Source organism: Microbacterium sp. TPD7012 (assembly GCF_003075395.1).
GTDB lineage: Bacteria > Actinomycetota > Actinomycetes > Actinomycetales > Microbacteriaceae > Microbacterium.
This window is the reverse complement of sequence record NZ_QDFV01000002.1, coordinates 579,500-599,589: the sequence shown is the minus strand read 5'-3', so window position 1 is coordinate 599,589 and position 20,090 is coordinate 579,500. Positions and strand designations below refer to the sequence as shown.

Annotated in this window: 22 protein-coding genes; 7 read left to right on the top strand and 15 right to left on the bottom strand. The window is 70.1% G+C overall.

The genetic code is table 11. From position 1 onward, the window contains the following. Window positions 1–9 precede the first annotated feature (9 nt). Window positions 10–1,173, bottom strand: a complete 1,164-nt coding sequence (locus tag DC434_RS06900; RefSeq protein ID WP_116634531.1) for a hypothetical protein — start codon at window positions 1,171–1,173, stop codon at window positions 10–12. Between the two features lie 71 nt (window positions 1,174–1,244). Here DC434_RS06900 and DC434_RS06895 point away from each other — a divergent pair, with 71 nt between their 5' ends. The 3 genes from DC434_RS06895 to DC434_RS06885 all read left to right on the top strand — a co-directional run bounded on the left by DC434_RS06895 (window position 1,245) and on the right by DC434_RS06885 (window position 5,269). Continuing rightward, window positions 1,245–2,609, top strand: a complete 1,365-nt coding sequence (locus DC434_RS06895; RefSeq protein ID WP_116634530.1) for a polysaccharide biosynthesis tyrosine autokinase — start codon at window positions 1,245–1,247, stop codon at window positions 2,607–2,609. 111 nt (window positions 2,610–2,720) lie between these two features. Then, complete coding sequence (locus DC434_RS06890) at window positions 2,721–4,136, top strand: polysaccharide biosynthesis tyrosine autokinase (protein WP_116634529.1); 1,416 nt, start codon at window positions 2,721–2,723, stop codon at window positions 4,134–4,136. A gap of 149 nt (window positions 4,137–4,285) precedes the next feature. Beyond that, a complete protein-coding gene (locus tag DC434_RS06885; protein WP_116634528.1) occupies window positions 4,286–5,269 on the top strand; it encodes a hypothetical protein in 984 nt (327 codons plus the stop codon). 17 nt (window positions 5,270–5,286) lie between these two features. On the opposite strand, the gene DC434_RS06880 is transcribed toward DC434_RS06885, so the two are convergent. Beyond that, window positions 5,287–5,724, bottom strand: a complete 438-nt coding sequence (locus DC434_RS06880) for a GtrA family protein (RefSeq protein WP_116634527.1) — start codon at window positions 5,722–5,724, stop codon at window positions 5,287–5,289. Window positions 5,725–5,779: 55 nt separating this feature from the next. Here DC434_RS06880 and DC434_RS06875 point away from each other — a divergent pair, with 55 nt between their 5' ends. Together DC434_RS06875 and DC434_RS06870 are read left to right on the top strand one after the other, a co-directional pair. Further along, window positions 5,780–6,565, top strand: coding sequence for a glycosyltransferase family 2 protein (locus tag DC434_RS06875; protein WP_165808018.1), 786 nt, complete (start codon window positions 5,780–5,782; stop codon window positions 6,563–6,565). Next, on the top strand, window positions 6,562–8,016 hold the full coding sequence (locus tag DC434_RS06870) for a hypothetical protein (RefSeq protein WP_116634525.1): 1,455 nt from the start codon (window positions 6,562–6,564) through the stop codon (window positions 8,014–8,016). The genes DC434_RS06875 and DC434_RS06870 overlap by 4 nt, the downstream gene beginning before the upstream one ends. 87 nt (window positions 8,017–8,103) lie before the next feature. On the opposite strand, the gene glmM is transcribed toward DC434_RS06870, so the two are convergent. From glmM to DC434_RS06850, 4 genes are all read right to left on the bottom strand, one after another. Beyond that, complete coding sequence (gene glmM, locus DC434_RS06865) at window positions 8,104–9,462, bottom strand: phosphoglucosamine mutase (protein WP_116634524.1); 1,359 nt, start codon at window positions 9,460–9,462, stop codon at window positions 8,104–8,106. A 14-nt stretch (window positions 9,463–9,476) separates the two neighbouring features. Further along, window positions 9,477–9,962 carry a 30S ribosomal protein S9 gene (gene rpsI, locus DC434_RS06860; RefSeq protein ID WP_046012472.1) on the bottom strand — a complete coding sequence of 162 codons (486 nt, stop codon included), beginning with the start codon at window positions 9,960–9,962 and terminating at the stop codon, window positions 9,477–9,479. A 27-nt stretch (window positions 9,963–9,989) separates the two neighbouring features. Further along, on the bottom strand, window positions 9,990–10,436 hold the full coding sequence (rplM, locus tag DC434_RS06855) for a 50S ribosomal protein L13 (protein ID WP_116634523.1): 447 nt from the start codon (window positions 10,434–10,436) through the stop codon (window positions 9,990–9,992). A gap of 183 nt (window positions 10,437–10,619) precedes the next feature. Then, entirely contained in the window at window positions 10,620–11,372 is a 753-nt protein-coding gene (locus DC434_RS06850) for an MBL fold metallo-hydrolase (protein ID WP_243408843.1), read from the bottom strand. A 70-nt stretch (window positions 11,373–11,442) separates the two neighbouring features. Between DC434_RS06850 and DC434_RS06845 the strand changes: the two genes are divergently transcribed. Further along, the gene (locus tag DC434_RS06845; protein WP_116634521.1) at window positions 11,443–12,414 is read left to right on the top strand and encodes a helix-turn-helix domain-containing protein; all 972 of its coding nucleotides are present in this window, start codon (window positions 11,443–11,445) and stop codon (window positions 12,412–12,414) included. 11 nt (window positions 12,415–12,425) lie between these two features. On the opposite strand, the gene DC434_RS06840 is transcribed toward DC434_RS06845, so the two are convergent. From DC434_RS06840 to DC434_RS06820, 5 genes are all read right to left on the bottom strand, one after another. Further along, on the bottom strand, window positions 12,426–13,094 hold the full coding sequence (locus DC434_RS06840; RefSeq protein WP_116634520.1) for an endonuclease/exonuclease/phosphatase family protein: 669 nt from the start codon (window positions 13,092–13,094) through the stop codon (window positions 12,426–12,428). A gap of 43 nt (window positions 13,095–13,137) precedes the next feature. Continuing rightward, window positions 13,138–14,031, bottom strand: coding sequence for a hypothetical protein (locus DC434_RS06835; RefSeq protein ID WP_116634519.1), 894 nt, complete (start codon window positions 14,029–14,031; stop codon window positions 13,138–13,140). 103 nt (window positions 14,032–14,134) lie between these two features. Beyond that, entirely contained in the window at window positions 14,135–14,989 is an 855-nt protein-coding gene (gene truA, locus DC434_RS06830; protein WP_116634518.1) for a tRNA pseudouridine(38-40) synthase TruA, read from the bottom strand. A gap of 41 nt (window positions 14,990–15,030) precedes the next feature. Then, window positions 15,031–16,572 carry an APC family permease gene (locus DC434_RS06825; protein ID WP_116634517.1) on the bottom strand — a complete coding sequence of 514 codons (1,542 nt, stop codon included), beginning with the start codon at window positions 16,570–16,572 and terminating at the stop codon, window positions 15,031–15,033. A 99-nt stretch (window positions 16,573–16,671) separates the two neighbouring features. Continuing rightward, the gene (locus tag DC434_RS06820) at window positions 16,672–17,037 is read right to left on the bottom strand and encodes a helix-turn-helix domain-containing protein (protein ID WP_116634516.1); all 366 of its coding nucleotides are present in this window, start codon (window positions 17,035–17,037) and stop codon (window positions 16,672–16,674) included. A 93-nt stretch (window positions 17,038–17,130) separates the two neighbouring features. Between DC434_RS06820 and DC434_RS06815 the strand changes: the two genes are divergently transcribed. Continuing rightward, window positions 17,131–17,976, top strand: a complete 846-nt coding sequence (locus DC434_RS06815; RefSeq protein WP_116634515.1) for an SDR family oxidoreductase — start codon at window positions 17,131–17,133, stop codon at window positions 17,974–17,976. 73 nt (window positions 17,977–18,049) lie between these two features. On the opposite strand, the gene DC434_RS06810 is transcribed toward DC434_RS06815, so the two are convergent. The 4 genes from DC434_RS06810 to DC434_RS06795 form a co-directional block, all read right to left on the bottom strand. Further along, window positions 18,050–18,415 carry a hypothetical protein gene (locus DC434_RS06810; protein ID WP_243408842.1) on the bottom strand — a complete coding sequence of 122 codons (366 nt, stop codon included), beginning with the start codon at window positions 18,413–18,415 and terminating at the stop codon, window positions 18,050–18,052. After that, window positions 18,412–19,017: a hypothetical protein gene (locus tag DC434_RS06805; protein ID WP_116634514.1), complete on the bottom strand. Its 606-nt coding sequence runs from the start codon at window positions 19,015–19,017 to the stop codon at window positions 18,412–18,414. The genes DC434_RS06810 and DC434_RS06805 overlap by 4 nt, the downstream gene beginning before the upstream one ends. After that, window positions 19,014–19,580, bottom strand: a complete 567-nt coding sequence (locus DC434_RS06800) for an RNA polymerase sigma factor (RefSeq protein ID WP_116634513.1) — start codon at window positions 19,578–19,580, stop codon at window positions 19,014–19,016. The genes DC434_RS06805 and DC434_RS06800 overlap by 4 nt, the downstream gene beginning before the upstream one ends. A 76-nt stretch (window positions 19,581–19,656) precedes the next feature. Next, the gene (locus DC434_RS06795) at window positions 19,657–20,070 is read right to left on the bottom strand and encodes an Asp23/Gls24 family envelope stress response protein (RefSeq protein WP_116634512.1); all 414 of its coding nucleotides are present in this window, start codon (window positions 20,068–20,070) and stop codon (window positions 19,657–19,659) included. Window positions 20,071–20,090 lie beyond the last annotated feature (20 nt).

Genomic DNA, 20,090 nt, shown 5'->3' with positions numbered 1-20,090 from the left:
GTCCGTGCCTTATGGCGTCCCTTCGCCCTCGGGCGGCGTCTCGGGATCGACCGGGGTCTCCGGCGCGGGCGGGTCCGTCGGAGTGGTCGGATCCGCCGGTGGCGTGGTCTCCTCGGTGACCGGTCGCCGGGCCGTCTCCCGTGAGCTCTGCTCCTGCTCCTGCTCGGCATCCACGCGCGCCTGGTCGGCGACCACGGCGACGAACGCATCGTGGTAGCCCTGGAGCGCCGTGGCACCCCCGGGACCCCAGAGCCCGGTCGCGCCGATGCGGGCCGCAGCCTCCGACAGTCGGGCCTTCAGCGCCTCGTCCGCCTCGGGATAGGCCGACTTCGCGGCCTCCGCCGCGCCGACGAAGCTCCCCGCATAGGCCGCCACCGCGGCGTCCGCGGGAGGGCGGAGCGCGTCGAACTGCGTGCGGATCGACCGCATCTCGGTGGTCGCGCCGTCGAGTGCGACGAGCTTCTCCTGCGCGCGGTCGATCGCGCTTCCCACGTCTTCCAGCGACTCCTCGTCGATGTCGCCGCGTCGGTACTCCGCGGGCAGCTTCGGCACCGTGATCGCCGCGAGGCCCGCTGCATAGACGTCGACCGCCGCGACGGCAGACGCCAGCGCCGCGGGATCGGTCACCGCGATCACGCCGCCGCCGTCGGATGCCGGATCCGGTGCGGTACTCGTCGACACCAGCGCGCTGCGCAGGGATGCAGCGGCCGCCGTCTGCGTCTCGATGTCGGCGACGATGCGGTTCCTCGTCGACGTCAGCGCCTGATGCGCGTTCTGCAGCGTCGCCTCATCCGCCTCGAGCGACACGAGCGAGCTCGCCGCCGGACTCGCGGTCGCCATCTGCACGCCGCCGACCGCCGCTGCCGCGACCACGGCGACGACGGCGAGCGCACCGACCGACGTGGCCAGCGGATCCCAGCGCCGGCGGGAGCGCTTCGCGGGACGCCCGGCATCCGCAGACCCAGCCGCGATCGGCGCGGCGTTCTGCGCGGCGACCTCGACCCGGCGCATCAACTCGTTCGTGTCCGCCAGCGGCCGCACGGGGCCGCGCGCGTCGCGGGGCTCGCCGATCATCTCGCGCAGGCGCCGGACCGTGTGGTGGTCGTCCAGCGGCGCGCGCCCGGACGCACCGTCGCGCGGGCCGTTCGGGAAGAGTTCGCTCAGACCAGTCATGGTGCCCTCATAGGAATCGGTAGTCTCAGAAGACGATACCGTCGATCCGCGCCGAACCGACCGGGAGAGCCATGGAGTTCCACGACTACGTCCGAGTCCTGCGACGGCAGATCATCCTGATCATCGCCGGCGCGGTCATCGGTCTCTCGACCGGCGCGCTCGTCGCGATGCTCACCCCGCAGCGATTCGAAGCCTCGGCCGACGTGATGGTCACGGTGCAGCTCAGCGACACCGCGACCCCCGCCGAACGGGCGCTCGCCACCAGCTACGCGATGCAGACCGTGGGCACCTACCGTGCGATCCTCACCAGCACGCTGGTGCTCGAGCCGGTGATCGAGGACCTGAACCTGTCGACCACGCCCGCCGGTCTCGCCGGTCGCATCCAGACGAGCGCGGCGACCAACAGCGCGATCATCACGATCAGCGTCGAGCACGGCAACCCCGGCCAGGCCGCGCGCATCGCGAACGCCGTGAGCGAGAGCTTCACGACCGTGGTCACCGAGACCCTCGAGAAGCGCGAGCAGCAGACCGCGTACTCCGTGCGCCTCGTCACCCTCCAGGCCGCACAGGTTCCGACCACGCCCGTCGCGCCCAACATGCAGCTGTCGCTCACCCTCGGTGGGATCATCGGTCTCGCCGCCGGCATCGGGATCGCGCTCCTGCGTGCGACGCTCGACCAGCGGGTGCGCACGGCATCCGATGTCGAGGCCGCCGTCGCGGTGCCCGTGCTCGGGCAGATCCCCCTGGATGCCGACACCGCCGACCACCCGCTCGCCGTCAGCGCGGCTCCGCACGGTCTCAGGGCCGAGGCGTTCCGCGCCCTGCGCACCAACGTGCGCTTCCTCTTCACCGAGGGTCAGGGCGTGTTCGTCATCACCAGCTCCGGCCCCGGTGAGGGCAAGTCGACGACCGCAGGCAACCTGGCCCTCGCCTTCGCGGATGCCGGTCACCGCGTCGCGCTCGTCGACGGCGATCTGCGACTCCCGCGCGTCGCCGAGTACTTCGGCATCGAAGGCGGTGTCGGTCTGAGCGACGTGCTCGCGGGTCGCGTCGAGCTGAACGACGTGATCCAGCCCTGGGGGCGCAGCGCGCTGTTCCTCCTCCCCGCCGGGACCGTCCCGCCGAATCCGGCGGAGCTCCTGGGCTCCCGCGCGATGGCGCAGCTCGTCGAGGCGCTGACGGCCGCGTTCGACGTCGTGATCATCGATGCCCCGCCGCTGCTGCTCGTGACGGATGCCGCCGTCATCGCCCGCGTGGCCACCGGGGCCATCCTGGTCGCGGCATCCGGCTCGACCCACGCCACGCGGCTCTCCGACGCCGCGAAGAGCATCGAAGCCGTCGACGCCCGCGTGCTCGGCACCGTCGTCACGAAGGTGCCGGTGCGCGGTGCCGAGAAGAATCCGTACGGCTCGGAGGCCGAGCGCGTCAGCACCTGACGCGCGACGCGCGGTGCCGGAGGGCGACGCGCGCCATGAAACAATGTCGAGAATCGTCATGCGGCTCGTCTCAGCAGACGCGGACCGCACACAACAGGGGGAATCTGCCGCGTGGAACTTCGCGACTATGTGCGTATCCTGCACCGCAACTGGATCCTGATCGTCATCCTGCTGGTCCTCGGGCTGGCCGGCGGCGCGGGATACGCCGCGCTCCAGCAGCCCAAGTACGTGGCGTCCACCCAGCTGTACGTCTCGGTCCACACCGAGGGCGCCGCCACCGGTGACCTCGTGCAGGGCACCACCTTCGCGCGTCAGATGGTCACCAGCTACGTCGACGTCGTCAGCACGGCGCTCGTGCTCGAACCCGTCATCGACGAACTCGGCCTCGACGACAGCGTCGCAGACCTCAGCGGCCGGGTGACGGCCACGACCCCGCTCAACACCGTGCTGATCGACATCACCGTCACCGACGGAGAGGCCGGGCAGGCGGCGGAGATCGCCAACACGGTCGCCTCGAGCTTCCAGGACGCGGTCCAGGAGACGCTCGAGCAGCCCGCCGTCGAAGGCGCCGTCAGCCCGGTGCAGATCACCGTGACCGAACCGGCCGTCACTCCGACGCAGCCGACCAGCCCGAATGTGCGGATGCTCATCATCCTCGGCGGCATCATCGGCCTGGCCGTCGGCATCGCGATCGCGACGCTGCGGACCGTGCTCGACAACCGCATCCACACCCTGCACGACATCGAGACCCTCACCGACCGCCCCGTGCTCGGCGGCATCGCCTTCGACCCGGAGGCGACCAAGCGTCCGCTGATCGTGCACGCCGACCCGCGCAGCCCCCGCGCCGAGTCGTTCCGCAGCCTTCGCACCAACCTGCAGTTCCTGAACGTCGACGCGGGACCGCGGATCTTCGTGATCTCCAGTGCCGGCCCCGGTGAGGGCAAGTCGACGACGACCGCCAACCTCGCGATCGCGCTGGCCGAGACCGGTGCGCGCGTCGCCCTCGTCGACGGCGACCTGCGCCTGCCGCGCGTCGCCGACTACATGGACATCGAAGGCAGCGTCGGGCTGACCGACGTGCTCATCGGGCGCATCGACGTGGCCGACGCCCTGCAGAAGTGGGGCACGAACGACCTGTACGTGCTGCCGAGCGGGCAGGTGCCGCCGAACCCGAGCGAGATGCTGGGCTCCGCCGCGATGGACCAGGTGCTGGCACCCCTCGGCGAGTACTTCGACTACGTGCTCATCGACGCGCCGCCGCTCCTGCTCGTGACCGACGCCGCGGTCGTCGGCGCCAAGACCCGCGGAGTCATCGTCGCCGCAGCATCCGGCAAGACGAAGAAGCAGGAGCTCGAGGGCGCGGTGCGCTCGCTCGAGACCGCCGGCGTCAACCTGCTGGGCGTGGTCGTCACGATGCTGCCGACAAAGGGCCCGGACAGCTACGGCTACGGCGCCTACACCTACGGCGCGACCCATCCCGAGGACGCGAGCCCGAAGAAGCGCAAGCGCGCCAAGGCCTCCGCCTGACTTCTCCTCCCCTGCCGCGGCGCTTTCGACGCTCCCGTGGCAGTTGTGGTGGGTGTTCGGCCGGAATACCCACCACAAGTGCCACGGCAGCATCGCTCTGCCTGTGGAGGAGCGGGGCGCGGAGCGGGACGGCGGCGGATGCTGGGGGCATGACCCGGATCGGAGAGCTGCCGCCGTCGCTCGGACAGCACTTCAGCGTGTCCACGGCACGGGAGGAGGGCGTGCTGCGGAGCCGATTGCGCGCGAGCGACCTGGAGTCGCCGTTCCGCGGGACGCGTCGACGCGCGTCCGCGCTCGAGACGACGGATGCCGCGACCGACATCGGCCCGATGACCGGACCTCATCGGGCCGAGCAGCTGCAGCGCCGCGCCGGCGCGCACGGGTACGCGCCGCGGATGCACCCGGAGCACTTCTTCGCCCTCGAGACCGCTGCAGCACTGTGGGGTGCTCCCCTCCCGCTCTTCCGGCGCCTCGGAGAAGACGACGAAGAACTGCCCGTGCATGTCGGGGTCTTCGGCACCGGCTCGCTGCCGCGCCTCGCAGGGGTGACGGGGCATCGTATGCGCCCCGCGACGACCGCGGTCTGCACTCTGGAAGGACTGCGCGTCACCACTCCGGCCAGTACTTGGGCGAGTCTCGGCACTCTGCCCCTGCACGACCTCGTCGCCCTGGGGGACTACTTCTGCCGGGTGTGGCGGCCGGGGTACGGTCGACCTCGCACCGACCGGCAGCCGCTCACGACTCCGGCTCGGTTGCGCGCCGCCACGGCATCCGGTCGACGCGTCGGCGTCCGCCGTCTGCGAGAGGCGCTCGCACTCGTGCGCACCGACTCCTGGTCGCCGCGCGAGAGCAAGGTGCGCTGCATCCTGGTCGAGGCTGGGCTTGCGGAGCCGGAACTCAACATCGACGTGTTCGACGACGACGGCCGATTCCTCGGCTGCGCCGACATGGCCTACCCGCGACGGAAGGTCGCCGTCGAGTATCACGGCATCTGGCACAGCTCGACGTACGCGCGCGACGTCGAGCGCATCGCCCGTCTACGGGCCGCGGGGTGGACAGTGATCGAGGTGACCGCTGATCTCGTCCGCCGCCCCGCCGACCTGGTCTCGCGCGTCCGCCAGGCTCTCGGCTGACCGCTCCCGTGGCAGCGTCAGGGCTTCACCCGGAACACGACCCAGTGGTACAGGACGAAGCGCAGCAGCACGACGATCACGATGCTCACGAGGTTCACGACGTTGACCGCGAACGCGCCGGGCGTGCGTCCGAGCGACGCGGCCACCAGCTCGACACCGACCCAAACGAGCGCGGCGCCGATGGCCGTGCACACCGCATTGGTCGCGAGGAACAGCGCGACCTCGGCGATGCGGCCCCGGCGGTCGCGGTGGCGGAACGTCCACTCGCGGTTCCCGATGTAGGCGTTGATCAGCGCGACCAGTGACGCGGCGATCTTGGCGGCGACGACGTCCCAGCCCCACACGTAGACGAGAAGGTTGAAGACCCCGATCTCGATGAGGGTGCTGAGCGCCCCGACGACGAGGAAGCGGCTGCCGACGCCGACGAAGCGGCGCAGTCGGGAGGGAGGATTCATGGCTCAACTAGGCTACTTGCAGAATGCCCTGCGCCCGGCCACCCCTAGGACCCCCGTGACACTCACCCATCTCGCCATCGTCATGCCCGCCTACAACGAGGCCGAGGGCATCCGTGGCTTCATCGACGAGATCAGGGATTCCGTGGCCCCCCTGGCCGACCGCGTCACGTTCCACATCGCCGACGACCGGTCGACGGATGCCACGGCGTCGGTGTTCGACGACGTCGCCGACGTGACGGTCGACGTGCAGCCGGTGAACCGCGGGCACGGCCCGACCGCCCTCGCCGCCTACCGGGCAGGGCTCGCCGCCGACCCGACCGTGCTCATCCACGTCGACGGCGACGGGCAGTTCTACGGCCGCGACTTCCCCCGTCTGCTCGCCGCCCTGGACCAGGCGGATGCCGATGTCGTGCACGGCGTCCGCGACGGGCGCACCGACCCCTGGTACCGGAAGGTCCTCACCTCGGCCGTCGGCCTGCTGATCGCCCTCGCCGCCGGCCGCCGCATCCCCGATGTCAACACTCCGCTGCGGGCGTATCGTCCCGACGCCCTGCAGACTCTGATCGACGCGATCCCCGCCGATGCGACGGTGCCGCATGTGCACTTCTCGCTGGCCGAAGCCCGCGCCGGCTTCACGGTGCGCTACCTGCGGGTCGCCAGCATCCCGCGTCGCGGCGCATCCACCACGGGCACCATGTGGGGTCGCGGCAACGGTGTCAGCCTGCCACCCAAGCGCCTGCGTGCCTTCGTGCGCACCGCGCTGGGCGAAGCCTGGACGCTCTCCCTGCGCCCCTCGGCTCCGCTGCGCGGCATCCGTCGGCCGGAGCCCGTCTCGCGATGACCCGCACGCGCACGATCCTGTTCTGGGCGGTCGCGGCCGCCCTGCTGATCGGACACGTGATCGTCGCGTGGCACAGCCTCGTGGTCTGGCGCTTCTGGGAGGACGAGGCGTTCAACCTCACCGTCCCCCGCAATCTGCTCGCCGGTCTCGGCTATTCGAGCGACGGCGCCCTCTCCGGTTCGACCATCACGCCGTTCGATCCGCGCATCTCCACGGGGCCTGTCGTGCTGCTGCCGGTCGCCCTGCTGCTCGCCACGGGCATCGACCCCGTGCTGGCCGCGCGCCTGGTCCCCCTCGCGTACTGGGTGCTGCTGCTCGCCGGACTCGCCGTCATCGGTCGGAGGATCGCCGGGCGGTGGGCGGCGCTGCTCGCCGTCGCGGTGCCGCTCGCGTTCACGGCCGGAGCCGGCGTCTCCCCGATCCAGGGGCCGGGCGACCTGCTCGGCGAGATCCCGGCCGCCGCGCTCCTCGTCTGGGCGCTGATCGTGCTGCCGCGGCGCGCCTGGCTGGCGGGACTCCTCGTCGGACTCGCCATCCAGGCCAAGCTCATCGTGCTGCTCGCCCTCCCCGCGTTCGCGGTCGCCCTCTGGGTCCTGTCGGACGGCACGGGCTGGGCCCGCCTGCGCGATCTGCTGCGACGCGCCTGGCTCCCGCTCGTCCTCGTCGCCGTGCCGACGTTCGTGTTCGAGCTGGCGGCGCTCATCTCCCTGGGCGCCACCGGATTCGTCGAGCACCTCCGCAACCTCGTGAACTTCGTCCGCAGCGGCGGGCAGGGAGACGCGGCGACCTCCATCATCCAGAAGCTCGGCGCGCTCGCGGACTCCTGGTCGCTGCCCGGAGTGATCGCGGCCATCGGAGCGGTCATCGCGATCGGACTCGCCGCCACGGGGATCGTCCTCCGCTGGCGCTCGGCCACCCCTGAGGAGCGCGTCGTGATCGCCTACGCGCTGGCGGCGTTCGTCGGCGCGCTCGCCTTCGTCGGCTGGTGGGCGACCGCGTCGCGGCTGCCGCTCTGGGTGCGGCATCCGGCTCCCGGCATCTTCGCGTTCTTCCCGATCATCGCGGCGGTCGCGGTCTGGGCCGTCGTGCGGATGCCGCGGGGCACGGTCGTGCGGATCGCCGGTGTCGTGGCGGCATCCGCTCTGGCGCTCGTCGTCGCGGCCGGCGGCGTGCTGCACGTCGTGGCCCAGTTCGCCCCGCGTACCCTCATCACCCTCGACGAGCAGCGCGCGGGAGTGGCTCCGCTCACCGCCTGGGTCGAGGAGAACGACGTGGAGTGGCTCGCCGCAGACCCCTGGGGCGCGGCCGTCGCGCCGATCGTCCTCACCGGGGCGCACGTCGGCCTGTTCGACGCCGTGGCGATGCAGGACGCACCGCGCCTCACCGGCCTCGCCTGCACGACCGAGACCCTCGCCGACAGCGGCTACTTCCGCATCTGCGCCGCGCCCTGAGCGCACGGCGGAGCCCCCGCAGACGCGCGAAACGCCCCCGGCCCGAAGGCGCGGGGGCGTTTCGATGTCGTACCGCAGACGGCCGTGTCAGAGAGCCAGGCGCTCCTGCACGACGCCGGCCAGACGATCCGCGTACTCGCGCACCGACTCGGCATCCGCCGCTTCCACCATGACGCGCACGAGCGGCTCGGTGCCGGACTTGCGCAGCAGCACACGCCCGGTCTCGCCGAGCTCGGCTTCGACCTCTCGGACGGCCTGCTGCACGTGCTCGTCGTCGGCCACGCGGTCCTTGTCGACGTCGCGGACGTTGATGAGCACCTGCGGGTAGACGTTCATCACCGAGGCGAGCTCGGCGATCGACTTCTTCTGACGCGCCATCTCGGCCACGAGGTGCAGACCCGTGAGGAGTCCGTCGCCCGTGGTCGCGTACTCGCTCATGATGACGTGACCCGACTGCTCGCCGCCCAGGGCGTAGCCGCCCGCGTTCATGTCCTCGAGCACGTAGCGGTCGCCGACGGCGGTCTGACGCACCGTGATGCCGTGCTCGCGCATGGCGACGTGCAGACCGAGGTTGCTCATCACGGTCGCGACGAGCGTGTCATCGGTGAGGTGCCCGCGCTCCTTCATCGAGACGGCCAGGATCGCCATGATCTGGTCGCCGTCGATGTGGTTGCCCTCGGCGTCGACAGCCAGGCAGCGGTCCGCATCGCCGTCGTGGGCGATGCCGATATCGGCCCCCAGACGCACGACGGCCTCCGCGAGGTTGTCGAGGTGGGTCGAGCCGACGCCGTCGTTGATGTTCCAGCCGTCGGGGTCGGCGCCGATCACGGTCACCTCGGCGCCCGCGTCGCGGAACGTCTCGGGAGACACACCGGATGCGGCACCGTGGGCGCAGTCCAGCACGACGTGCAGGCCGTCGAGCTGGTTCGGCAGGGATCCGAGGAGGTGAAGGACGTAGCGGTCCTCGGCGTCGGAGAACCGCTCGATGCGGCCGACGCCGGCGCCGGTCGGGCGGAGCATCTCCCCCGACATCGCCTCTTCGATGCGCTGCTCGACCACGTCGGGCAGCTTGCGCCCGCCGCGCGCGAAGATCTTGATGCCGTTGTCGGGCGCGGCGTTGTGAGACGCCGAGATCATCACGCCGAAGTCGGCGTCACGGTCTGCGACGAGGAACGCGAGCGCCGGCGTCGGGATGACGCCCGCCTCGAGCACATCGACGCCCGAGGACGCCAGTCCCGCCGACACGGCGGCCGTGAGGAAGTGTCCCGAGACCCGGGGGTCGCGGGCGACAACTGCGGTGAGTCGCTTGCCTTCGGCTTTGCGAGACTCCGCAGTACGGCCCTGGCCCAGGACGACAGCAGTCGCCTGGGCCAGGGTGAGCGCCAGGTCGGCGGTGAGGATGCCGTTGGCAAGTCCTCGCACGCCGTCCGTGCCAAAGATCGGCATCGGAGCAGTGGACCTTAACGCTTCGAGTACTGAGGCGCCTTACGGGCCTTCTTGAGACCAGCCTTCTTGCGCTCCTTGACGCGAGCGTCGCGCGAGAGGAAGCCGGCCTTCTTGAGGGTCGGGCGGTTGTTCTCCTCGTCGATGCCGTTCAGCGAACGGGCGATGCCGAGACGGAGCGCGCCGGCCTGACCCGAGGGGCCACCACCCGAGATGCGGGCGATGACGTCGTAGGCACCGGTGAGGTTGAGCACCGTGAACGGGTCGTTGATCAGCTGCTGGTGCAGCTTGTTCGGGAAGTAGTCCTCGATCGTGCGGCCGTTGACCGTGATCGTTCCCGAGCCGGGGACGATGCGCACGCGGGCGATGGCCTGCTTGCGACGGCCGACAGCGGCACCCGGGACGCTGAGCACGGGGCGGGGAGCCGCCTCGACTGCTTCGGTCTCGGGGGTCGACGTCGAGAAGTTCTGGGGGGTTTCGGTGGTGTCCTGGATGTCAGCCACGAGTATGTCCTTAAGTCTTTACGGCGCTTACTGGGCGACCTGGTCGAGGGTGTACGGCTGGGGCTGCTGCGCGGCGTGCGGGTGCTCGGCACCGACGTACACCTTGAGCTTCGACAGCTGCTGACGGCCCAGGCTGTTCTTGGGGAGCATGCCACGGATGGCCTTCTCCACAGCGCGGATCGGGTTCTTCTCGAGGAGCTCGGCGTAGGTGACCGACTTGAGGCCGCCCGGGTAACCCGAGTGACGGTAAGCCAGCTTCTTCTGGAGCTTCTGACCGGTGAGCGCGACCTTGTCGGCGTTCACGATGATGACGAAGTCACCCGAGTCGATGTGGTTGGCGAAGGTGGGCTTGTGCTTGCCACGCAGGAGCGTAGCGGCGTGCGAAGCCAGGCGGCCGAGAACGACGTCGGTGGCGTCGATGACGACCCAGTCACGCTGGACCTCGCCGGCCTTCGGGGTGTAAGTGCGCGTCACGATAGTGCTGCTTTCTTGTTCGAACGGAGAAGTTCGTGAATCCCACTCCGGGGTGGTTCTTCCCCAGGGGGAGGAACACGCCAGTGGAGGGCTCACGTTCGGATAGTGCATCTTCCCCGCAGTGAGGAGAAGGGCACCAAAGAGACAGCATACGCCACCCGATGCCCTTCCCCCAAACCGGCCTCAGCCGATCGCGACGCGCTCCCCCGCCGCCAGCACGCGGAGCCGGTCGCCCTGCCCGGCGTACTCGAACATCGCGACGAGCCGCTCCCGGGTCTCGGAGAAGTGGAACCAGCCCTCCGCGTGCACCGGGACGATGACGGCGGAGGAGAGCACCTCGGCCGCCTCCAGCGCGGTGCGCGCGTTCAGCGTCAGGTCGATGTCTCCGAACCGCCCCACGTTCGCGGCTCCGGCGAAGAGCACGGCGACCCCGATGCCGGGGAAGCGCGCGGCGATCTCGCGGACCAGGTCGACGGAGGCGTTGTCGCCGGAGACGTACACCGTGGGGTGACCCTCGGCTTCGAGCACGAATCCCGTCACCGGACCGGACAGGGCCTCGGCGCCCTCGGGCCCGTGCAGTGCCGGCACCGCGGTGACGACGACGTCGCCGACGCGGTGCTGCTGCCAGGGGGCGAGGCCCGAGATGCCCGAGATGCGCGTGGCCGACTCCTCGGTGCCGAGCACGAGCGGCACCTCCTCGAGCAGCGCCCGTCCTGCCGTGTCGAGGTTGTCATCGTGCTGGTCGTGCGACAGCAGCACGACGTCGATCGCACCGAGAGCGGATGCCGGCACCGCCGGGCCCGTCAGCTTGCGGAGCACGATCGGACCATCGTACGAGCCCGGCTCGTCGAAGGTCGGGTCGGTCAGGAATCCGAGTCCCGCGTAGGTGAAGTGGAGCGTGGGGCCTCCGACGAGGAGAGCAGAGATCTGTGTCATGGATCGAGTCTCCGCCATCCTCCGTCGCGGGCCCAGTGGCCTGAACGCACACTTCCGATAAGATCGGGCCATGCTCTCCCCCGCTTCCCGCTCTCGCGTCGCGGTGCTCGCCTTCCCGCACATCAGCCCCTTCCACCTGTCCGTCCCGACGCTCGTCTTCGGCGGAGCCGGGCTCGACGGCGTGAGCGGCCTCTACGACGTCGAGGTCTGCGCCGAGCAGCCCGGATCGATGCCGACCGCGGCGGGATACGGCATCCGGGTCGAGGTCGGGCTCGAGGCGATGGACGAGGCCGACCTCGTCGTCATCCCCAGCTGGCGCCACGGGTCGGAGCCCTCGACCGAGCTGCTCGACGCGGTGCGGAGGGCGCACCGTCGCGGTGCGCGCATCGTCGGGCTCTGCCTGGGAACCATCGTGGTCTCCGCGTCCGGCATCGCGGATGGGCGCGAGGTGTCGACGCACTGGGCCGCCGCCGACCGGCTGTCGGCCGCGGAGCCGCAGGTACGGGTGCGCGACGACGTGCTGTGGTCCGATCTGGGCGACGTGGTGACGTCCGCCGGCGCCGCGGCAGCGCTGGACTGCTGCCTCCACATCGTCCGCTCGGACCACGGGAGCGTCGCGGCGGCGGCGCTGGCCCGCTCCCTGGTGCTCGCGCCTCATCGCACGGGGTCGCAGGCGCAGTACATCCCCGCTCCGGTGGTCGCCGTGTCGGCCGACGACCCGATCGGCGGGGCGATGCGGTGGGCGCGCGAGCGCCTCGGCACGCCCATCGATGTGGACGGCTGGGCGGCGTCGACGCACATGTCCCGGCGCACGTTCACGCGACGCTTCCGCGACCGCACCGCGACGAGTCCGCAGCAGTGGCTGCTCGACCAGAGGGTCGAGTTCGCTCGCACCCTGCTCGAGAGCGGCGACGACACGGTCGAGAGGGTCGCGGAGCTCGCCGGCTTCGGCAGCGCGGTGTCGCTGCGTCTGCACTTCCGTCAGAGACTCGGCGTCAGTCCTGCGGCGCACCGTGCGGCATTCCGCACCGGCGCGGCCTGAGCGGGCGGCTCTCAGTCCGGCTTGACCGTCACCAGGATCGGTCGATGGTCGCTCGACCCCTGGGGCAGCGTGGTGATGCGCTCGATCTCGAAACCCGTCGAGGTGGCGAAGTCGTAGTGCCCGCGGAACACGCGGTAGCGCGTGTAGGTGTGGTCGTCGCTCAGGGTCAGCGCATACCCGTGGTCGCGAACCGCCTGTCCGAGGTTCTCCTTGAAGATCGGGTAGTTGTAGTCCCCGACCATGAGCTGCGGCAGCCCCTCGCCGAGTGTCGCGAGCTCGGTGAGCGCGGCACGGATCTGATGACGGCGGAGGGAGTTGAGCGCTGTCAGGGGGGCGGCGTGGAACGAGGCCACGATGAAGTCATGACCGTCGTCGATGTCGCGCAGACGCGCCCCGAGCACGCGCTCGTGCGCCGGCTTCGCGATCCGGTCGTGCAGGGACTTCTTGAGCCCGAGCATGCGGATCCCCTGCAGGTGATAGGTGCTCTCCCGATAGAAGAGCGCGATGCCGAGCCGGTTGCCGTGCGTGGCGTCCGCGAGGACGAGTCCGCCGATCCGCGGCGGGAGCTCCGGCACGTCGCACTCCTGCAGGCAGAGGATGTCGGGGTCGTGCTCGCGCACGAGAGCGGCGAGCTCGCCCGCGGCCCGGTGCTTCTGGAGGTTGTACGAGATGACCTTCATGACCCCTCCCACGCTACCCGTCGCGGCTGTGCACCGGCTCCGATCACTCGTCGTATCCCCAGCGGATGCCGAGCACCCCCGGCCCGAATCCGTGACGCACGAGATGCACGGAGCCGCTCTGCACCGGCCGCATCGACGACGTGCAGTCGTCTTCGGTCTCGATGTACTCCTCGCACCAGGAAGGCAGGGCGTCCGGGTGGAAGCGCACCCAGATCAGGGTCTCGCGCGCGGGCCTCGACGTCGCATGCCAGGCGGACTGGCGCGGTGGATAGCCGGGCGGGAACGTCTCGGTGAACTCCACGAGCGTGGTGCCGCCGGTCGTGATCGGCTGATCGAGCGCGATCACCACCCCGGAGAGAAGATGGCCGGGATGCAGGTACTCCCGGTCGATGCGACCGCCGACGACGTCGGTGATCACCGACATCACCTCGGTCTCCTCGGGAGCGACGTCGACGAGCGGGAGCTCTGTGATCACGCCCTGCGTGGCCTGCACGAGCGAGCGCATCACGACGCTCTCGACTGCGCCGCTCGCTCCGACCCGCACGGTGACATGGGTGGAGAGATCGCGCAGCGCCTCCTGCGGGGAGGACTTCAGCGCGCGCAGCGTCTCCTCCGTCTCCCGGTTCTCACGCTCCTCGTCGAACGGCAGCCGAGGCGGCGCCACCGGTCCGAGTCGCGTCGACGGCCCGAGCAACGAGCTCAGGTGCCCGCGCGCGAGTCCGAGGCGATCCTCGATGCCGTCGACCGCGCTCAGCGACTGGGCGCCCTCCGGCTGTCGGTCGCCCGACCGCCAGTAGCTGAGGGTCGCCATCGACACGAGGTTGCCGTCGTCGGCGAGCCCCTGCTGGAGCCGTGACAGCGTGATGCCGCGCTCGGAGATCGCCGCGCGCAGGGCCGCGGCGAAGGCCCCTGTCCGGGCGTCGATCCGATCCGTCACGTTTCCCCCGTCGTACCGTGAAGAGGTCTGCCGGGTTCAGCTTACGGTCGGTCGGCGCCGTCGCGGGGAACGGCTTGCACGACCTCCGAGACGACGGATGCCGTCAGGCGCCGTCGTCTTTCGCGTCACGGCGAGCGCGCGTCTGCTCCGCGCGGGCGGCGAGCAGCTCGTCGGCCGGGTAGCCGACCTCGGTCAGCGTCAGGCCGCGCGCCGCCAGCACCTTGAACTCGCTCGTGCGCGTCAGAGCGTCCCTCAGCACCACGAGGTCGCCGATGTCGAGCCGCCCCTCTCCGACGGCGACGCATCCGCCCACGAGGGCACGCACCATGCTGTGGCAGAACGCGTCGGCCTTGACCTCGGCCACGAGCACGCCGTCGGCGTCGCGCGTCCAGCGGTAGTCGAGGAGGGTGCGGATCGTCGTCGCCTCCTCGCGCGGCTTGCAGTAGGCCGCGAAGTCGTGGAGTCCGATGAGGGTGCGGGCCGCGGCATCCATCGCCTGCGCGTCGAGTCGTCCGCGGATGCTCGTGGTGTCGAGCCGCCGCAGCGGATCGAACCCGGCCTCCGCATCGGCGAGCCGGTAGCGGTAGCGACGCCACACGGCGGAGAATCGGGCGTCGAAGCCCTCGGGCGCGAGCGAGGTCCGCGTGACCGTGACGTCGGAGTATGCGCCGAGCACGCCGCGCAGGCGTCCTGCGATCGAGCCGGCGGGGTCCTGCGCCGCGCGACCGTGCCGGGCTTCGATCCTCTCCCACTGCGCCTCGTCGAGGTCGACGTGCGCCACCTGCCCGGTGGCGTGCACACCGGCATCCGTGCGTCCGGCGACGACGAACTGCACATCGGAGCCGACGATGCGGGCGAGCGCGGGCTCGAGCGTTCCCTGCACCGTGCGGAGCGTGGGCTGCTTCGCCCAGCCGCGGAAGTGGGTGCCGTCGTAGGCGATGTCGAGCCGGATGCGCACGGAGCAAGCCTAGGGCAGACCCCCGCGCCGCCCGGTGACGCTCAGATGCCGCCGTCGATCGAGCGGATGGTCACGCTCGGCTCGTCGGGCACCATCACCTGCGTCTCGCGGTTCAGGCTCTCACCGCGGAAGAACCGCTTCGAGCGCGGGAACAGGTACCAGACGAACATGAGCACCAGTCCGATGGCGAGGGAGCCGATGCCGATCACGAACGTGCCCCCGATGCCGAAGAGCACGGTGTAGCCGTAGTCGACGTCCCACATGTCGATCGCGGACTGGATGAACGCCCACGCCAGCATCAGGCCGCCCAGCAGCGGGAACAGGCCCTTGAAGAAGAAGTCGCGGGCCGACCGGGTCAGGTCCTTGCGGAAGTACCACACGCACGCGAAGCCGGTGATGGCGTAGTAGAAGGCGATCGCGAGCCCGAGAGAGAGGATCGAGTCCTGCAGGATGTTGTCGCTGATCAGCGTCATCCCGACGTAGTAGGCCACTGCGACGACGCCCATGACGATCGTCGAGAACGACGGCGTCTTGTACGTGGGGTGCACGTCCTTGAACTTCGCCGGCAAGGCCCGGTAGACGCCCATCGCGAGGGTGCCGCGAGCGGTCGGCAGGATCGTCGTCTGGGTGGAGGAGATCGCCGAGATGACCACGGCGACCACGAGGACCCACCCGAACGGGCCGAGCAGACCGTCCTTGATGGCCAGGAAGAAGTCGTCGGCGTTGGCCTCGTTGCCGAGACCGGTGCCGGTCTCGCCGAGCCCCGCGTACATCATGGCGGCGATGGTCACGCCCACGTACGTGAACAGCAGGATGACGGTGGTGAGCAGAGCGGCGCGGCCAGGGATGCGCTTCGGGTCCTTCGTCTCCTCGTTCAGCGCGAGGCAGGTGTCCCAGCCCCAGTAGATGAAGAGGGCGAGCAGGATGGCCTCGGTGAATCCGGCGAAGTCGGTGAAGGCGAACGGGTTGAGCCAGGCCATGTCGAACGGCGTCGGGTCGGGTGCCGTGCCGGCGAAGAACTGCCAGAGCGCGGTGACCACGAAGATCGCGAGCGCGAGGTACTGGATGCCCAGCAGGATGTTCTGGATGCGCTCGCCGATCTCGACCCCGCGCCAGCTGACCCAGGTCATCGCGGCGATGAAGAGCACGGCGACCAGCACGACGCGCCAGTCGTTGTTCTCCAGGTCCTGACCGATCAGCGACCAGAAGTAGACCGAGGCGATCTGGGCGAGGTTGGCGAGCACCACCATGCCGGCGACCGCGACTCCCCAGCCGCCCATCCAGCCGACCCACGGACCGAAGGCCTTGGTCCCCCAGGTGAACGTCGTGCCGCAGTCCGGCACCGCGTTGTTGAGCTCGCGGTAGGCGAAGGCGATGAGCAGCATCGGCACGAACGCGATGATGAACGCGATCGGCGCCTGAGCACCCACCGCGAGAACCACGAATCCGAGCGTTGCGACGAGCGAGTACACCGGAGCCGTCGAGGCCAGACCGATGACGGTCGATCCCCAGAGTCCCAGTGTTCCCGCAGCCAGACCCTTGCCGTCGGGTCGTTCCAGATGAATCGGCGTCGTTGCTGCCATGTCAGAACAGTAGAGCCACTGCTGTTCTCGCGTCAATCGTTTTCTTTCACCGACTGATTCCGCACTTCGATGTCGGGTACTACGACGGATTCCGCAGGTTCAGTCGCGCCCGAGCATTCCGTCGGCGTGGTCGGCGACCCACTCCATCAGCGGCAGCATCCGCTCCATCAGATCGCGGCCGAGCGGAGTCAGGCTGTACTCGACGTGCGGCGGCACGGTGGGCAGGGATTCGCGGTGCACGAGACCGTCGTCGGCGAGCGTGCGGAGAGTGGACGCGAGCATCTTCTCGCTGATGCCGTCGACCGCACGGCGCAGCTCGCCCCATCGATGCGTCCCGTCGGAGAGGGAGGAGAGGATCAGCACGCCCCATTTGCTCATGATGTGGTCGAGCACGACCCGGGTGCCGCATCCCTGATCGAAGACGGCAGGGGTGGACTCCTTGATCTGCGCGAAACTCACCGACATGTAGGTACCTTACCTGAAAGTGGGTACCCTCCGGGTGGAATGCGCCGAGGGGTTCCGGAGGTTGTCGAGGGTGTCATCCACGAAAGGACTCCCATGACCACCCTCGTCACCGGCGCCACCGGAAACCTCGGCCGCCTCATCATCGCCAGCCTCATCGAGCGCGGAGCCGATCCGCAGTCCATCGTCGCCGGCGCGCGCGACGTCGCCAAGGGCGCCGACCTCGGCGTGCGCGTGGTGCACCTCGACTACGCGGATCCCGCCTCGATCGCGGCGGCGTTGGAGGGCGTCGACTCCGTCGCGCTCGTCTCCGGCTCCGAAGTCGGTCAGCGCGTCTCTCAGCACCAGGCGGTCATCGACGCCGCGAAGACGGCAGGCATCACGAAGCTCGTCTACACGAGCGCGCCGAAGGCCTCGACGAGCGACCTGGTCCTGGCCCCCGAGCACAAGGCGACGGAGGAGCTCATCGCCGCGTCGGGTGTTCCGGCCGTGATCCTCCGCAACAACTGGTACACCGAGAACTACGTCGCCGATCTCCGCCGTGCCGCCGAGACCGGGGTGCTCGCCGCCGGCGTCGGCGAAGGACGGGTCGCCTCGGCGAGCCGGAAGGACTTCGCGGATGCGGCAGCCGTGGTGCTTCTCGAAGACGGTCACATCGGTCAGGTGTACGAGCTCGGCGGCGACGTCGCGTGGAGCTACGGGGAGCTCGCCTCGGCGATGTCGGAGGTGTCGGGGCGTCCGGTCGCGTACCAGGCCCTCACCGCCGAGGAGCAGAGCGCCGCGCTCGAAGCCGCGGGACTCGATGCCGGGACCATCGGCTTCGTGGTGGCCCTCGACGCGGGCATCCGCGGCGGTGCGCTCGCCGACACCGACGGCACCCTCGCGCGCCTGATCGGGCGGCCGACCACGCCTCTCGTGGACGGGCTGCGCGCCGCGGCCTGATCACCGCCGCTGAGACAGCAGTGCCGTCCTCCCCTGTCGAGGAGGGCGGCACTTCCTGTCGGCGCAGGATGCGTCAGGCGGCGTCGCGCGACTGCACGTACACGACCGTGAGCGTGATGCTCTCCCTCTGCAGCCCCGCGGCGCGGAGCACAGCGTCGACCCTCTCGTACGCCTCGCGCAGGACGACGCCCGATGACGCGGTGACGTCGACGCCGAGCGAGGCCTCGACGGCGACGCCCTCGTCCCTCACGACGACCGAGACGATCGGCCGTTCGTCGTCACCGACACCGAGCGCGACAGCTCCCGCGCGGAGCAGGTTGGAGACCAGCGAGCCGGATCGGTAGACGTTGCGGACACCCGGCGTCGCCCGCAAGGCCCCTTCGATCTCCTGCGCGAGCCCGGTGCGGACCTCCGGCGTCATCGCTTCCGCTCCGTTCACGACGAGACCTCCTGGATGTCGCGGATCGCGATGTCGATCGCGACGATGACGAGCTCTGTGTGCAGGCGCAGTCGCCTGTCGACCTCCGCGCGGAGACGATCCGCGAGAAGCGGGATCGGCTCGCCGTGGAAGACGTTCGCCTCGATCTCGACCCGGATGGGTGTCCCCGGCACCGTGACGTCTCCGTCCAGGCGGCATCGCCCGAGCAGCAGTCCTGGTACCGCGTTCTCGGCCGATCGGATGAGGCCGCGCACCGCACCCTCGGTGATCGCGAGATCCGCGCCCGGCTCCGGCGACCCGAGCGGAATCCTCCGGCCCGCGCGCGCATCGATCGCGATGCCCGCGAGGATGCGGTCGACCCAGCCCGCCTCGACCTCGGGAGCCGCCGCGGCATCGGCGTCGATCAGCTCGCCGCTCAGTCCGTGGAGACGCTCGAGGGCGTCGAGGGCCAGCTGACAGCCCGGCGACTCCTCGATGGAGCGGTTCAGCGGCTGTCTGTCGGCGTCGAGGTACTCCGTCAGCTCCTCGATGGTGTGCCCGTCCAGATCGGTCGGCTCGAGTCCGAGTCGACGGCGGTCGGGGGTGCCGTGGTCGTCGCTCATCGCCACTCCTCCATCCGTACGATCATGTACTTCCTCGCACGGGCCAGCAGGCCGCGTGCGGTCGTGACGGGTATGCCGAGCTCCTCGGCGATCTCGTCGTACGAGTAGCCGCCCATCTCGCGGAGGACCCAGCATTCGCGCTGTTCATCCGGGAGCTCGCGCAGTGCGGCCCCGAGTGCCGCGATCCCGGCCCGCGCCTGCACGACCTCATCCGGTGAGGTGTGCGCGGGGGCAGGGCGGTCGAGGTCGTCGATGTCGACGACGGGACGGAGCGCGCGAATCCGGTCGACGGCCTTGCGGCTGACGATCCTCATCAGCCAGCTCTTGACCTTCGACGGATCCTCTAGCTCGGAGAACCGCTGCCATGCGGTGACGAACGCCTCCTGCACCACGTCGTCCACGTCGGCCGAGGCGTTCAGCATCCGGTGGGTGTACGCGCGCATCATCGGCGTGTACCGCCGGACGAGCACCGCGAACGACTCGACGTCGCCATCCATGGCGCGTCCGGCCACGATGCGGTCGTCGGCGTGCTCGAGCGCGCTGCGAAAGCGTTCGTCTGCCATCTGCTCACCTCCTCGTCCCGATCCCCTAGGAGATTCGGAACGGATGCGCCATCGGATCGGATCATCGCGCATCGACTCAGTCGTCGTCCGTCGCGATGTGCACGTCGTTGACCGTGACGTTGACCTCGGAGACCTCCTTGCCGACGAAGTCGACCATCGCGCGATGGATCGCAGCGCGCACGTCGTCGGCGACCTTCTGGAGCGAGACCGGGTACTCGGCGACGATGGTCACGTCGACGGCGACCTGGGTCTCGCCGACCTCGACGGCGATGCCCTGCGTGAGGTCGCTGGTGTTGAGCGCATCGCGGATCGCGCCGACCATGCGGGCGGCTCCTCCGCCGAGGGCGTGCACGCCGCTCACCTCGCGCGCAGCGATGCCGGCGATCTTGGCGACGACGGCATCCTCGATCGTGGTCGTGCCGGGCGCGACCGCCTCATGCGGCGCGACGGCCGGGGTCCCGGCCTGAGCGGCATTCGTCACATTCGCCATGGTGAGCTCCTTCGTACGTG